The 14056-nt window shown below is 55.5% G+C and carries 13 protein-coding genes and 3 tRNA genes; 9 read left to right on the forward strand and 7 right to left on the reverse strand.

Going from position 1 to position 14056, the window contains the following annotated elements:
* The first annotated feature begins 94 nt into the window (after window positions 1-94).
* From AAER43_RS18310 to xni, 3 genes are all read left to right on the forward strand, one after another.
* Window positions 95-1390: an HAAAP family serine/threonine permease gene (locus AAER43_RS18310; protein WP_014885061.1), complete on the forward strand. Its 1296-nt coding sequence runs from the start codon at window positions 95-97 to the stop codon at window positions 1388-1390.
* Between the two features lie 65 nt (window positions 1391-1455).
* On the forward strand, window positions 1456-2823 hold the full coding sequence (gene sdaB / locus AAER43_RS18315; protein ID WP_014885062.1) for an L-serine ammonia-lyase II: 1368 nt from the start codon (window positions 1456-1458) through the stop codon (window positions 2821-2823).
* A gap of 112 nt (window positions 2824-2935) precedes the next feature.
* Entirely contained in the window at window positions 2936-3691 is a 756-nt protein-coding gene (gene xni / locus AAER43_RS18320) for a flap endonuclease Xni (RefSeq protein ID WP_023337708.1), read from the forward strand.
* A gap of 60 nt (window positions 3692-3751) precedes the next feature.
* Here the strand turns inward: xni and rlmM are convergent, their stop codons facing one another.
* From rlmM to AAER43_RS18340, 4 genes are all read right to left on the reverse strand, one after another.
* The gene (gene rlmM / locus AAER43_RS18325) at window positions 3752-4852 is read right to left on the reverse strand and encodes a 23S rRNA (cytidine(2498)-2'-O)-methyltransferase RlmM (RefSeq protein ID WP_014885064.1); all 1101 of its coding nucleotides are present in this window, start codon (window positions 4850-4852) and stop codon (window positions 3752-3754) included.
* On the reverse strand, window positions 4845-5240 hold the full coding sequence (locus AAER43_RS18330; RefSeq protein WP_014885065.1) for a DUF423 domain-containing protein: 396 nt from the start codon (window positions 5238-5240) through the stop codon (window positions 4845-4847). Before AAER43_RS18330 ends, rlmM begins: the two co-directional genes overlap by 8 nt.
* A gap of 39 nt (window positions 5241-5279) precedes the next feature.
* A complete protein-coding gene (gene gcvA / locus AAER43_RS18335) occupies window positions 5280-6197 on the reverse strand; it encodes a glycine cleavage system transcriptional regulator GcvA (RefSeq protein ID WP_014885066.1) in 918 nt (305 codons plus the stop codon).
* A 349-nt stretch (window positions 6198-6546) separates the two neighbouring features.
* Window positions 6547-6774, reverse strand: a complete 228-nt coding sequence (locus AAER43_RS18340) for a YgdI/YgdR family lipoprotein (protein ID WP_008499648.1) — start codon at window positions 6772-6774, stop codon at window positions 6547-6549.
* A 192-nt stretch (window positions 6775-6966) separates the two neighbouring features.
* Between AAER43_RS18340 and csdA the strand changes: the two genes are divergently transcribed.
* On the forward strand, window positions 6967-8172 hold the full coding sequence (gene csdA, locus AAER43_RS18345) for a cysteine desulfurase CsdA (RefSeq protein ID WP_050862138.1): 1206 nt from the start codon (window positions 6967-6969) through the stop codon (window positions 8170-8172).
* Window positions 8172-8618 (forward strand): cysteine desulfurase sulfur acceptor subunit CsdE, encoded by a 447-nt coding sequence (gene csdE / locus AAER43_RS18350; protein WP_014885068.1) that lies wholly within the window; start codon window positions 8172-8174, stop codon window positions 8616-8618. The genes csdA and csdE overlap by 1 nt, the downstream gene beginning before the upstream one ends.
* On the opposite strand, the gene tcdA is transcribed toward csdE, so the two are convergent.
* Window positions 8609-9415, reverse strand: a complete 807-nt coding sequence (gene tcdA, locus AAER43_RS18355; RefSeq protein ID WP_006811804.1) for a tRNA cyclic N6-threonylcarbamoyladenosine(37) synthase TcdA — start codon at window positions 9413-9415, stop codon at window positions 8609-8611. The genes csdE and tcdA overlap by 10 nt on opposite strands.
* A gap of 77 nt (window positions 9416-9492) precedes the next feature.
* Window positions 9493-10590, reverse strand: coding sequence for a murein transglycosylase A (gene mltA / locus AAER43_RS18360; protein WP_050862139.1), 1098 nt, complete (start codon window positions 10588-10590; stop codon window positions 9493-9495).
* 208 nt (window positions 10591-10798) lie between these two features.
* Here mltA and AAER43_RS18365 point away from each other — a divergent pair.
* From AAER43_RS18365 to AAER43_RS18375, 3 genes are all read left to right on the forward strand, one after another.
* Window positions 10799-10875 (forward strand) — tRNA-Met (locus AAER43_RS18365).
* 44 nt (window positions 10876-10919) lie between these two features.
* Window positions 10920-10996 (forward strand) — tRNA-Met (locus AAER43_RS18370).
* 44 nt (window positions 10997-11040) lie between these two features.
* Window positions 11041-11117: transfer RNA gene (locus AAER43_RS18375), tRNA-Met, on the forward strand.
* Window positions 11118-11206: 89 nt separating this feature from the next.
* On the opposite strand, the gene amiC is transcribed toward AAER43_RS18375, so the two are convergent.
* Window positions 11207-12460: an N-acetylmuramoyl-L-alanine amidase AmiC gene (amiC, locus tag AAER43_RS18380; protein WP_014885071.1), complete on the reverse strand. Its 1254-nt coding sequence runs from the start codon at window positions 12458-12460 to the stop codon at window positions 11207-11209.
* 226 nt (window positions 12461-12686) lie between these two features.
* Between amiC and argA the strand changes: the two genes are divergently transcribed.
* Entirely contained in the window at window positions 12687-14018 is a 1332-nt protein-coding gene (gene argA / locus AAER43_RS18385; protein WP_014885072.1) for an amino-acid N-acetyltransferase, read from the forward strand.
* Window positions 14019-14056 lie beyond the last annotated feature (38 nt).

Below are 14056 nucleotides of genomic sequence, written 5' to 3' on the forward strand. Positions count from 1 at the left end.
AAACCGTCACTGAACGAATTTCATATTACCGTCAGGCACTTTTTCATCGGATTTGACTAGAAACCTGACAATTTGCTTCCTCCAGGAGATATAGATGGAAACCACTCAAACCAGCACCGTTGCTTCGATTGAATCCCGAAGTGGTTGGCGCAAAACGGATACCATGTGGATGCTTGGCCTTTACGGTACAGCAATCGGCGCTGGTGTACTGTTTCTTCCTATCAACGCAGGCGTCGGCGGTCTGATTCCGCTGATCATCATGGCCATCATCGCCTTCCCGATGACCTACTTCGCACACCGCGGTCTGACCCGCTTCGTGCTGTCCGGTAAAAACCCGGGCGAAGACATCACCGAAGTTGTTGAAGAACACTTCGGCGTGGGTGCAGGTAAACTGATTACCCTGCTCTACTTCTTCGCGATTTATCCCATCCTGCTGGTTTACAGCGTGGCCATCACCAACACCGTTGAAAGCTTCATGTTGCACCAGCTGCACATGACGCCACCACCGCGTGCCATCCTGTCTCTGATCCTGATTGTCGGCATGATGACCATCGTGCGCTTCGGTGAGCAGATGATTGTGAAAGCCATGAGCGTGCTGGTATTCCCGTTTGTCGCAGCACTGATGCTGCTGGCCTGCTACCTGATCCCACAGTGGAACGGTGCCGCACTGGAAACGCTGTCCCTGAGCAGCGCGTCTGCAACCGGTAACGGCCTGCTGATGACCCTGTGGCTGGCAATCCCGGTCATGGTCTTCTCCTTCAACCACTCCCCGATCATCTCCTCTTTCGCGGTGGCGAAACGTGAAGAGTACGGTAATGGCGCTGAGAAGAAGTGCTCCAGCATCCTGGCTCGCGCTCACATCATGATGGTGCTGACCGTGATGTTCTTCGTCTTCAGCTGCGTACTGAGCCTCTCCCCGGCAGACCTGGCGGCAGCGAAAGATCAGAACATCTCTATTCTGTCTTACCTGGCGAACCACTTTAACGCACCGCTGATTGCGTGGATGGCACCGATCATCGCGATGATCGCCATCACCAAATCCTTCCTGGGCCACTACCTGGGCGCACGCGAAGGCTTCAACGGTATGGTGATTAAATCTCTGCGTGGTAAAGGCAAGAGCATTGAAATCAGCAAGCTGAATAAAATCACTGCGCTGTTCATGCTGCTCACCACCTGGGCGGTAGCGACCCTGAACCCAAGCATCCTGGGTATGATTGAAACGCTGGGTGGCCCGGTCATCGCGATGATTCTGTTCCTGATGCCGATGTATGCGATTCAGAAAGTGCCAGCCATGCGTAAGTACAGCGGCCATGTGAGTAATGTCTTCGTGGTTATCATGGGTCTTATCGCTATCTCTGCGATCTTCTACTCCCTGTACACCATGTTCTGATTGTCACCCGCGCCGTCTTCGGACGGCGCACTCCTCCCTCTCTGACTGAAAGCAATGGACGCATCATGATTAGCGTATTCGATATCTTCAAAATCGGTATTGGTCCTTCCAGCTCTCACACCGTCGGACCAATGAAAGCCGGTAAGCAGTTCACGGACGACTTGATTGCACGCGGCATCTTGCATGACGTTACCCGCGTGGTTGTCGATGTTTACGGTTCCCTTTCTCTGACCGGGAAAGGCCACCATACCGATATCGCCATTATCATGGGCCTGGCGGGGAACCTGCCGGATACCGTTGATATTGATGCGATCCCTGGCTTCATCCAGGATGTGAACACCCACGGTCGTTTGCTGCTGGCGAACGGTGAGCATGAGGTTGAATTCCCGGTTGACCATTGCATGAATTTCCATGCGGACAACCTGTCGCTGCACGAAAACGGCATGCGCATTACCGCGTTGGCCGGCGACAAAGCGGTTTACAGCCAGACGTATTACTCTATCGGCGGCGGTTTTATCGTCGACGAAGACCACTTTGGTCAAACCAGTACCTCTTCTGTTGAAGTGCCGTATCCGTACAAAACGGCGGCGGATCTTCAGCGTCACTGCCAGGAGACGGGGCTTTCCCTCTCTGGTCTGATGATGAAAAACGAGCTGGCCCTTCACAGCAAAGAGGAACTTGAACAGCACTTCACCAGCGTCTGGGAAGTGATGCGCGGCGGTATTGAGCGCGGGATCACTACCGAAGGCGTTCTGCCTGGCAAGCTTCGCGTACCGCGTCGTGCGGCGGCGCTGCGCCGTATGCTGGTGAGCACCGACAAAACGACTACCGACCCCATGGCCGTCGTGGACTGGATTAACATGTTCGCCCTGGCGGTGAATGAAGAGAACGCCGCAGGGGGCCGCGTGGTCACCGCGCCGACCAACGGCGCATGCGGTATCGTTCCGGCCGTGCTGGCGTACTACGACAAGTTTATCCGTGAGGTCAACGCCAACTCTCTGGCGCGCTACCTGCTGGTCGCCAGCGCGATTGGTTCTCTGTATAAGATGAACGCGTCGATTTCCGGTGCGGAAGTGGGCTGCCAGGGTGAAGTCGGCGTGGCCTGCTCCATGGCAGCGGCGGGTCTGGCTGAACTGTTGGGCGCGAGCCCGGCTCAGGTGTGCATTGCGGCGGAAATCGGCATGGAGCATAACCTGGGTCTGACCTGTGACCCGGTTGCCGGGCAGGTACAGGTACCGTGCATCGAGCGTAACGCGATCGCCTCCGTGAAGGCGGTGAACGCGGCACGTATGGCCCTGCGCCGCACCAGCGAACCGCGCGTCTGTCTCGATAAAGTTATCGAAACCATGTACGAAACCGGCAAAGATATGAACGCCAAATACCGCGAAACCTCTCGCGGCGGCCTGGCGATGAAGATCGTGACCTGCGATTAAGCCTCTCAGGAAGCCTCGTTTTGCGAGGCTTCTTCCTGTTTTCCCTCACGCTATTCGTTTCAACCCGCTGACAGTGATACCCTTTACCCATTAGCTTTAAGGGAGATTATCTGTGGCTGTTCATTTACTTATCGTCGACGCGCTCAACCTGATTCGCCGTATCCATGCGGTACAGGGCACGCCCTGTAAGGACACTTGCCTGCACGCGCTGGAGCAGCTTATTCGCCATAGCGAACCTACCCATGCAGTAGCGGTGTTTGATGACGAAGCGCGGAACAGCGGCTGGCGACACCAGCGTCTCCCTGACTACAAGGCCGGACGCGCGCCGATGCCGGACGACCTGCATGCCGAAATGCCCGTTATTCGCGCGGCCTTTGAACAACGCGGCGTTCCCTGCTGGGGCGCACACGGCAACGAAGCTGACGATCTGGCCGCGACGCTTGCGGTCAAGGTAGCGAGTGCCGGACATCAGGCCACTATCGTTTCAACGGATAAAGGCTACTGCCAGCTTCTCTCTCCCACCATCCGCATCCGCGATTACTTCCAGAAACGCTGGCTGGACGCGCCATTTATTGCCAGCGAGTTTGGCGTCTCACCAGATCAACTGCCTGACTACTGGGGACTGGCGGGGATTAGCAGCTCGAAGGTACCGGGGGTCGCGGGTATCGGGCCGAAGAGCGCCGCCCAGCTGCTGACAGATTTTCAGAGTCTGGAGGGGATATACGCCAGGCTGGATGACGTGCCGGAAAAATGGCGCAAAAAGCTGGAGGCGCACAAAGAGATGGCGTTTATATGTCGGGATGTGGCGACGTTACAGACGGATTTACAGCTGGACGGGAATTTGCAGCAGTTGCGGTTAGAGCGTTAAACGGTTCACGGTTTTGTTGGCCCGGCAAGCACAGCGCCACCGGGCAAAACAAAGCGCGCGCTATCGCTCGTCGCGACGCCCGCCTACGGCCGCCCACCAGCGACGAATATGTACCGTCACCTCTTCGCGATCGTGATACAGCTGACGCGCCTGGATCTCCACGTTAATACCGTGCTCATCCAGTTGCGCCTGAATGTAGGCCAGGTTCTGAGAGACCTCCTCGTAGCGCTTTTTCATCGGCAGCTTGAGGTTGAAAATGGTCTCGCGGCACCAGCCGTTCACCAGCCAGGAGGCCATCAGCGCGGCCACTTTTGCTGGCTTCTCAACCATGTCGCACACCATCCAGGAGATGTTGTTACGGGTCGGACGATAGCGGAAACCGTCTTCACGCAGCCAGGTTACCTGCCCGGTGTCCATCAGGCTTTGCGCCATTGGGCCGTTATCAACAGACGATACCCACATATTGCGTTTCACCAGCTGATAGGTCCAGCCGCCCGGGCACGCGCCAAGATCGACGGCATACATACCGTTAGCCAGACGCTCGTCCCACTCATCGGCCGGGATAAAGACGTGGAAGGCCTCTTCCAGCTTCAGGGTTGAGCGGCTCGGTGCATCCGACGGGAACTTCAGACGCGGGATCCCCATATAGAATGGCGAATTATTGTTGGTATACGAATAGCCGGCATAACAGCAGCCCGGAGCGATAAAGAAGATGTGTACTACCGGACGCTTCGGCGTTTCGTAGTTCGTCAGCACGCCCGCATCACGCAGCGCCGCGCGCAGCGGCACGGTAAATTTGCGGCAGAACTTCATCAGCTCTTTACTTTCGTTAGTATCCGCCACTTCCACGCGCAGATCGCCGCCCTTCTCCACTACGCCCTGCAGCATGCCGACAATTGGCGTGATGCGGTCTTCCGGGGGAAGGTCTTTCAACAGCTCACCCGCCACAAACATCTGACGAGCGAAGATCAACGAGCTAAACGGCAGTTCGCGCGCCAGCTTATCCGCATCTTCGGGCTGATAGCATTCAAAGACCACATAGCCCGCATTCTCTTTCACGCGGGCAAAGCCGAAGACGTCGCGCTTCGCCGCTTTATCGGTAATTTCCGCGGCGCACTCTTTCTCAAACCCCGGGCGACAATATAAAACAACTTTATTCATGAACAACGCCCTTGCGTTTCAGACGGATAGCTCCGATAAACATTAATACCCACCCCACCAGGAAGCTGACGCCGCCGACGGGTGTAACAAACGCCCACAGGCGCAGATGTGAAAGTGCCAGACAGTAGAGGCTGCCGCTGAACAGCACAGTACCCAGCGCCAGAAAAACGCTGCTCCAGTAAAACCAGATGCTGATCCGACGCTGCATCGCCACCGCCAGTCCGAAAATAGCCAGCGTATGGAACGCCTGGTATTCAAGGCCGGTCTGGATCCAGCCCATCTCGACAGCACCCAACGACTTACTCAATACATGTGCGCCAAAGGCGCCCAGTGCAACAAAAATAAAGCCACTCACCGCGGCAAAAATAAGCATGAATCGGCTGGTCATGTTTAAGTCCTGAATTAATGCGTGCCCGGCACACAAACGTTATTGTTCATACCTGAAGCGGAATTTCTCTTGCTCGCTTGCCGCCTTTGCCAGTATCCACTGCCGGAAGGCGGCTATTTTACCCAGTTCTGCCTGACTGTCATGACAAACCAGATAAAATGCATTTTTGCTGACCAGTACGTCATTAAACGGGCAAACCAGACGGCCTGCCTCAATTTCGGACTGCGCCATCACGTTGTTAGCCAACGCCACGCCCTGCCCGTGAATGGCAGCCTGTAGCACCATCGCACTGTGGCTAAAAATGGGCCCCTGCTGCACGTTTATATGACTTAGACCTAATTGACGGGTATACGTTTGCCAGTCGCGGCGAGAGGCATCATGTAAAAGCGTATGCTGCGCCAGGTCAGCGGGGGTCTTCAGCGCTTTATCGCCCGTTAACAGCAGAGGCGAGCAGACCGGCAGCAGATATTCTGCGTATAATTTCTCGACACGCAAGCCCGGCCAGTTACCTCGACCGTAAAAAATGGCGACATCCACATCATCGGCCAGCTTGTCTTCCTGACGATCCACCGCCTGGATTCGAACGTCGATCCCCGGATAAGCTGAGTTAAAGCTTGAGAGTCTTGGCACCAGCCACTGAATGGCAAAACTGGGCAATAAACTGACAGTCAGGGCACCTTTTGCACTGCGGGCCTGCAGCTTGCGCGTGGCTTCCGTGAGCTGGGAAAAAATCTCTTTAATATCCTGAAAATAGCTCTGCCCCTCTTCAGTCAACAGCAATGAACGATTGCGTCGACGAAATAGCTTAAGGCCCAGGAAATCCTCCAGAGACTTGATTTGGTGACTTACTGCGGCCTGTGTCACAAAAAGCTCATCTGCCGCACGGGTGAAGCTGAGGTGACGTGCTGCTGCATCAAAAACGCGTAATGCATTAAGGGGTGGCAATCGCTTTGACATGGTTATCTGGCTTAGATGTTAACTGAATTTAACAAATAGGAAACAACGTTTAACCTATTAGTTTTTTTTATCTGAGCCATTATAATTTGTCCGTTGAGGAACTACCAGCAAATACCTATAGTGGCGGCACTTCCTGAGCCGGAACGAAGAGCTTTTTTCGGAATGCGTGTTCTGAAGGGCTTTTGGCTTACGGTTGTGATGTTGTGTTGTTGTGTTTGCAATTGGTCTGCGATTCAGACCACGGTAGCAACGCTACCAATTTTTCACTTCCTGTACATTTACCCTGTCTGTCCATAGTGATTAATGTAGCACCGCCAACTTGCGGTGCTTTTTTTTCGCCTGCGATCGGTTAATGCTCGATCTCTTTCATCTCTTTCACGTCCGTGCGGTTGATCTGCTGCTTGTTCCCGTTCGCATCTTTATACGAAATCATCCCGGTATCGTTATCGGTTGTCGGTTTCCCTTCCGAAACGATGGAACGACCATCGTTGGTATGCATCACGTAGTTGTTACCAGAACAGGCGCTCAGGGCAAAAGTAAACGCACAGGCAGAAATGATTGCAGCTGTCTTATTCATGATTATTCTCCTTTAGCAATTAATGCTATTCAAACCTCGATTTATAACAGGCTAAAACATCCGCCTAACACTATTTAGCATAACCTGCTTTTACGAGGTCGCCAGGATAAGCAGACGAATCTGATAGATATCAACCTCCTTGCCCTGCCGCTGAAATTGCGCGACGATCGCGTTATTGATATGAGGAGTCCCATGAACGCTTTCAGTCCTGCGCAGTTTCGCGCACAGTTCCCGGCGCTGGCCGATGCCGGTGTTTACCTTGATAGCGCCGCCACCGCTTTGAAGCCCCAGGCGGTGATTGACGCGACGCAGCAGTTCTACAGCCTGAGCGCCGGGAACGTGCATCGCAGTCAGTTTGCCGAAGCGCAGCGCTTAACCGCGCGCTACGAAGCCGCACGCGATCAGGTTGCACGCCTGATCAATGCTGAAAGCGGAAAAAGTATCGTCTGGACGCGCGGCACGACCGAAGCCATTAACATGGTGGCTCAGTGCTATGCCCGCCCACGGCTGCAGGCAGGAGATGAAATCATCGTCAGCGAGGCGGAACACCACGCTAACCTGGTGCCGTGGCTGATGGTGGCCGAGCAAACGGGGGCGCAGATTGTCAAACTTCCGTTGGGTGCAGACTTCCTGCCTGATGTGGCACGTTTGCCCGAGCTGATTACCCCACGCAGCCGCATCCTGGCGTTGGGGCAGATGTCCAACGTCACCGGTGGCTGCCCGGATCTGGCCCGCGCTATTGAGATTGCCCATGCCAGCGGTATGGTGGTGATGGTCGACGGGGCGCAGGGGGTAGTGCATTTCCCGGCTGATGTGCAGGCGCTTGATATCGACTTCTATGCCTTCTCCGGACATAAGCTCTACGGGCCAACCGGCATTGGCGCACTCTACGGCAAGCCGGAACGGCTGGCGCAAATGACGCCGTGGCTCGGGGGCGGCAAAATGATTACCGAGGTGACATTTGACGGCTTCAAAACGCAGGATGTACCTTATCGTCTTGAAGCCGGTACGCCAAACGTGGCGGGCGTGATTGGCTTAAGCGCTGCGCTGGAGTGGCTGACTGAAACAGACATTGTTCAGGCAGAGAGCTGGAGCCGCGGCCTGGCGACGCTGGCGGAAGAAGAACTTAAAAAACGCCCCGGTTTCCGCTCGTTCCGCGTACAAGACTCGAGCCTGCTCGCCTTTGATTTCGCAGGCGTTCATCATAGCGACATGGTGACGCTGCTGGCCGGGTACGGCATTGCCCTGCGGGCAGGACAGCACTGCGCCCAGCCGCTTCTGGCAGCGCTCGGCTTGAGCGGCACCCTGCGCGCCTCGTTTGCGCCGTATAATACTCAAAGCGATGTCGAGGCACTGATTAGCGCCGTTGACCGCGCCCTTGAAATACTGGTGGATTAATGACTCAAGCAGCGTTAGCCGGACATCCGTTCGGCACGGTCATCACAGAAGAGACCTTAAAACAGACCTTCGCTCCCCTCACGCAGTGGGAGGACAAATATCGTCAGCTGATCCTGCTGGGCAAGCAGCTCCCCACGCTTTCAGACGATCTTAAAGCGCAGGCGAAAGAGATCGCTGGCTGCGAGAACCGCGTCTGGCTCGGGTTTAGCGTATCCGGGGAGAAGCTTCACTTCTTCGGCGACAGCGAAGGCCGTATCGTGCGCGGGCTGCTGGCGGTTCTGTTAACCGCAGTGGAAGGGAAAAGCGCGGCAGAATTGTTAGCACATTCGCCGCTAATGTTCTTCGATGAGCTCGGGCTGCGCGCGCAGCTCAGCGCCTCACGCGGTCAGGGTCTGATCGCGCTCAGCGACGCGGTACTGGACGCAGCACGTCAGGCTCAGGCCTGACGTTCCGCCTTCGCCATCATCTTTTTCAGGGCGTGAGAAACCGCCACAAAGCCAAAGGAAGCGGTTACCATGGTGGCCGCCCCAAACCCTGAGGCGCAATCCATACGTTTGGGTCCTTCCGCCGTACTTTTCATTGCGCAGACCGACCCGTCCGCCTGGGGATAGACCAGCGCTTCGGTCGAGAACACGCAGTCAACGCCCAGCTTGCCTTTGCTGTTCTTCACCACGTTAAAGTCGCTTTTCAGGCGTTCACGCAGCTTTGCCGCCAGCGGATCCTGAATGGTTTTCGCCAGGTCGGCGACCTGGATTTGCGTCGGATCGATTTGCCCGCCCGCGCCGCCCGTCGTGACCAGTGGCACCTTGTAGCGACGGCAGTAGGCGATCAGCGCCGCTTTGGGACGCACGCTGTCGATAGCGTCAATCACATAGCTATAGCCTTTGCTCATGTACTCCGCGACGTTATCTGCCGTGACAAAGTCGTCGATCACCGTCACGCGACATTCCGGGTTAATGAGACGAATGCGTTCCGCCATCACTTCAGACTTTGCCAGGCCGACGTTATCACGAAGGGCATGGATTTGACGGTTGGTATTGGTGACGCAAACGTCATCCATATCAATCAGCGTGATTGCGCCAATACCGGTTCTCGCCAGCGCCTCTGCCGCCCACGACCCCACACCACCAATGCCCACGACGCAGACATGCGCATCCGCAAACAGCTGCAGGGCTTTTTCACCATAGAGACGTGCCGTGCCGCCAAAACGCTGACGCCAGGCATCGCTGATTACCACAGACATAAAACCTCAGATGTAAAAAGGGTGAGGTTCTTCCTCACCCTGAACAAGTAATCCGTATTGCGCTCAGAATACCACAATCAACCGCTGAATACGTTTCCGGTACCCGGTGCGGCCTTCAGCACCCACACGCGTCCGTAGTGGTTATACCAGCCCGCACGGTGGCCAGCATCCGGGCCAATGCCCTGATAAATATCGAAGTGCTGGCCTTTAATCGCCCCGCCCACATCCAGCGCCACCATCAGACGCAGCTCATACTGACCGTTGAATTTACCGTTGTTGTCCAGCAGCGGGACTTCCGCCAGCAGCGTGGTACCCGCAGGAATAATAGAACGATCCGATGCCACCGACGCGCGGCCAATCAGCGGAACGGCACTCGCCCCCTTCACCGGTGCGAAGTTTTGCGGTTTAAAGAAGACGAACGACTGGTTCTGCTCCAGCAGTTCACGCACCTCGGCTTCACTGTGCTTTTCGCCCCACTCGCGGATCGCCTGCATCGACATATCTTCCTTCTTCACTTCACCGCGGTCGATCAGCACCTTACCAATACTGCGATAGGCGTGGCCGTTTTTACCGGAATAGCTGAAGAAGTTAAGCGGCGAACCGTCGCCAAAATCGATGTAGCCACTGCCCTGAACGTCCATGATGAAGTTATCCATCAGGGAGTTGCTGTAAGCCAGAACGTAGTTTTCGCTCAGCGCACCCGCGTAGATCTCTGCACGAGAAGGCAGACGACCGCGTTTTGGCGGCATACGGTAGATAGGATACTGGAACTCACCCTGGCGCGTGTGTCGCGCCTGAATCACGGGCGTGTAATACCCTGTGAACTGGACGTTGCCGTAGTTATCCGCCCCTTCCATCTGCCAGGCGTCAATACCAAACTGGCGCATGTTGCGCGTATCACCGCCTGCTTTCAGCCAGTCCTGGACCGCGTTGTACACGCTACTCTGAGTGCCATACAGACGCGGCGACGCATTGCGGATCTGGTAAACCTGCTCGGAGAAATCGCCGGCGTTGATCGGAGCACCGACAGCATCAGGCTGATTAACTAAAGAGAAAGGCTGGGATAACTTCCCGTCTTTATACTGTTGACCGCGATCGGTCGGTTTGGAAGAGCAGGCCGCAAGAATCGCTACCATTGCGCCTGCCATCAGATACTTCGCCCAACGTCCTTTCATTATATCTCGTCTTTAAGTTGCCCATTTCCGCGTGATGAAGATAACAAACCGCCAGGGCTAATGAAATGCGTTCGCATGCCCTTTGGCAAATTTTGCGCAAAAAATAGTCCATACAGCGCCATGTCGTTCAATTTGCATACAAAATCATGATTTATGTAAAAAAGGGGTTGCATCACAAACCTATCCGAGTATAGTGCGCATCCACGGACGCGGGGTGGAGCAGCCTGGTAGCTCGTCGGGCTCATAACCCGAAGGTCGTCGGTTCAAATCCGGCCCCCGCAACCAATTAAAATTTGATGAAGTATCTTCTACGACAGTAGAAAGACGGACGCGGGGTGGAGCAGCCTGGTAGCTCGTCGGGCTCATAACCCGAAGGTCGTCGGTTCAAATCCGGCCCCCGCAACCAATCAAATTTGAAGAAGTAAGTTTCTACAAGAGTAGAAAGACGGACGCGGGGTGGAGCAGCCTGGTAGCTCGTCGGGCTCATAACCCGAAGGTCGTCGGTTCAAATCCGGCCCCCGCAACCAACACTTCTAAAAACAATAAACACCCTGAAGGGTGTTTTTTTGTATCTGTCGTTTGTGAATGTGCCGGGCGTTTCACCCGGCTGAATGCGCTATCCGCGTCGCGCCAGCGTCGCCCCGTCTGAGAAATACGCCCGAATCCCCGCCAGAATCGACTCCGCCACCTCCTGCTGGAATTTTGCCGTCTTGAGCTTACGCTCCTCTTCAACGTTACTGATAAACGCCGTTTCGACCAGTATGGAGGGAATATCCGGCGCTTTAAGCACCGCAAACCCGGCCTGCTCAACGCTGTTTTTATGCAGCTTATTGATGTTACCCAGCTTGCCCAGCACTGCTTTACCAAACTTCAGGCTGTCGTTAATGGTCAGGGACTGCACCATATCGAACATCGTGTGGTCGACGTAGCGGTCACCGCTTTTGCTCACGCCACCGATCAGATCCGAGGCGTTCTGAGTGTCGGCCAGGTAACGCGCCGCGGTACTGGTCGCGCCTTTGGTTGAGAGCGCAAACACTGACGATCCACTCGGCTGACGGCTGGTAAAGGCATCTGCGTGGATCGAGACGAAGAGATCGGCGCGCTGCTTCTGCGCTTTTGCCACGCGAACTTTCAGCGGGATAAAGACATCTTCATTGCGCGTCATGTAGGCGCGCATATTGCCCTCTTTATCAATCAACGCCTTCAGACGACGGGCAATTTGCAGCACCACGTCTTTCTCCCGCGTATGATATTTCCCCACCGCACCGGAGTCTTCGCCGCCGTGGCCAGGATCGAGCATGATCACAATCGGGCGATCGCGCCCCGCTTTGCCCGGCTGCGGACCACTTTGCGCAGGCGGAACCTGACGTTGCAGATCGCCTTTGTTGTAATCCTCCAGCAGGGCCAGAAGCGGATCCTGAATATCCGTTGCATTGGCTGGGTAGAGATCCATTACCAGACGCTCTTTAAACGTCGCCACAGGGGCGAGAGCGAACAGCTGCGGCTTCACGTTCTGTTTGAGCTCAAACACCATACGCACGGTTTGCGGATCAAACTGCCCGACGCGCGCCGATTTAATAAACGGATCGTCACCGCGGATCTGCGCCGCCATCCCCTTCAGCACGGAGTTAAGGTTCACGCCTTCGAGATCCACTACCACACGTTCAGGATTGCTGAGGGCAAATTGCTTATATTTCAGCACACGATTGGATTCGACCGTCACGCGCGTGTACGTCGACGACGGCCAGACGCGCACCGCCACCACCTGACTCGTGGCGGCAAGGCCGACCTGGCTGACGCTAAGCAACCACATTGCCCCGGCCCCTTTTAACAAACGGCGGCGGCTTATTGCTGAATTGGATCCCGACATGCTTCTCCCGAGCAAGAAAACGAACTGATATACAAAAGTCCAGATTGACCGAAAACTTTAACGAATGACGCATAAACTGTCATCTATAAAAGGGTAAACAATTCGCTGCTAACGCACGGATTACTTATTCATTTCTGTGGGTCGCAGAAAATTTGCACTTGCACACGCGGCCACAATCGAATAAAAATACAGAAATTACGAATAAACATTCATTAAGGGTTGTACCATGGTGAAGGAACGTAGAACCGAACTGGTCCAGGGATTCCGCCATTCTGTTCCCTATATCAACGCCCACCGGGGAAAAACGTTTGTCATCATGCTTGGTGGCGAAGCCATTGAACATGAAAACTTTTCAAGCATCGTCAATGACATAGGCCTGCTGCACAGTCTCGGGATCCGCCTGGTGGTGGTCTACGGCGCGCGCCCGCAGATCGATGCCAACCTGGCCGCTCACCACCACGAGCCGATTTATCACAAACATACCCGCGTCACAGATGCGAAAACCCTGGAACTGGTGAAACAGGCGGCGGGGCTGCTGCAGCTGGATATTACGGCTCGCCTGTCGATGAGTCTGAACAACACGCCGCTGCAGGGGGCGCATATCAACGTCGTGAGCGGCAACTTTATCATCGCCCAGCCCCTCGGCGTGGACGATGGCGTGGATTACTGCCACAGCGGCCGCATTCGTCGTATTGATGAAGAGGCCATTCACCGTCAGCTGGACAGCGGTGCCATCGTGCTCATGGGCCCGGTGGCAGTATCCGTAACCGGGGAAAGCTTCAACCTCACGTCAGAAGAGATTGCCACCCAGCTGGCTATCAAGCTGAAGGCGGAAAAAATGATTGGGTTTTGCTCCTCACAGGGCGTCGTTAACGATGAAGGGGTAATTGTGCCGGAACTCTTCCCGAATGAAGCCCAGGCGCGCGTGGAAGCGCTGGAGGCCGAAGGAGATTACCACTCCGGCACCGTGCGTTTTCTGCGTGGTGCGGTGAAGGCCTGCCGTAGCGGCGTGCGCCGTAGCCACCTGATCAGCTATCAGGAAGACGGGGCCTTACTGCAGGAGCTGTTCTCCCGGGATGGCATCGGTACCCAGATTGTCATGGAGAGTGCGGAGCAGATACGCCGCGCGACCATCAACGATATCGGCGGTATTCTGGAACTGATCCGCCCGCTGGAGCAGCAGGGTATTCTGGTGCGTCGTTCCCGTGAACAGCTGGAGATGGAGATCGACAAATTCACCATTATTCAGCGCGATAACCTGACCATTGCCTGCGCCGCGCTCTATCCGTTCCCGGAAGAGAAGATCGGTGAAATGGCCTGTGTGGCTGTGCATCCTGACTACCGGAGCTCTTCTCGCGGAGAAATGCTGCTAGAGCGCGTGGCGGCGCAGGCGCGCCAGATGGGATTGAGCAAGCTGTTCGTCCTGACCACGCGCAGCATTCACTGGTTCCAGGAACGCGGGTTCACGCCGGTGGATATCGATTCCCTGCCGGAAACGAAGAAAGAGATGTACAACTATCAGCGCCGTTCAAAAGTGCTGATGGCCGACCTGGGATAATACGCCACTTGCCGGGAAGCGCTGCGCTTACCCGGCCT

It is taken from the genome of Enterobacter sp. FUJ80071, from assembly GCF_038739915.1.
GTDB lineage: Bacteria > Pseudomonadota > Gammaproteobacteria > Enterobacterales > Enterobacteriaceae > Enterobacter > Enterobacter kobei.

Bases quoted from the DNA above. Each gene is read 5' to 3' on its own strand.
- AAER43_RS18310 (WP_014885061.1), top strand. From the start codon at position 95: ATGGAAACCACTCAAACCAGCACCGTTGCTTCGATTGAATCCCGAAGT.
- sdaB (WP_014885062.1), top strand. From the start codon at position 1,456: ATGATTAGCGTATTCGATATCTTCAAAATCGGTATTGGTCCTTCCAGC.
- rlmM (WP_014885064.1), bottom strand. From the start codon at position 4,852: ATGAATAAAGTTGTTTTATATTGTCGCCCGGGGTTTGAGAAAGAGTGC.
- AAER43_RS18330 (WP_014885065.1), bottom strand. From the start codon at position 5,240: ATGACCAGCCGATTCATGCTTATTTTTGCCGCGGTGAGTGGCTTTATT.
- gcvA (WP_014885066.1), bottom strand. From the start codon at position 6,197: ATGTCAAAGCGATTGCCACCCCTTAATGCATTACGCGTTTTTGATGCA.
- AAER43_RS18340 (WP_008499648.1), bottom strand. From the start codon at position 6,774: ATGAATAAGACAGCTGCAATCATTTCTGCCTGTGCGTTTACTTTTGCC.
- csdA (WP_050862138.1), top strand. From the start codon at position 6,967: ATGAACGCTTTCAGTCCTGCGCAGTTTCGCGCACAGTTCCCGGCGCTG.
- csdE (WP_014885068.1), top strand. From the start codon at position 8,172: ATGACTCAAGCAGCGTTAGCCGGACATCCGTTCGGCACGGTCATCACA.
- tcdA (WP_006811804.1), bottom strand. From the start codon at position 9,415: ATGTCTGTGGTAATCAGCGATGCCTGGCGTCAGCGTTTTGGCGGCACG.
- mltA (WP_050862139.1), bottom strand. From the start codon at position 10,590: ATGAAAGGACGTTGGGCGAAGTATCTGATGGCAGGCGCAATGGTAGCG.
- amiC (WP_014885071.1), bottom strand. From the start codon at position 12,460: ATGTCGGGATCCAATTCAGCAATAAGCCGCCGCCGTTTGTTAAAAGGG.
- argA (WP_014885072.1), top strand. From the start codon at position 12,687: ATGGTGAAGGAACGTAGAACCGAACTGGTCCAGGGATTCCGCCATTCT.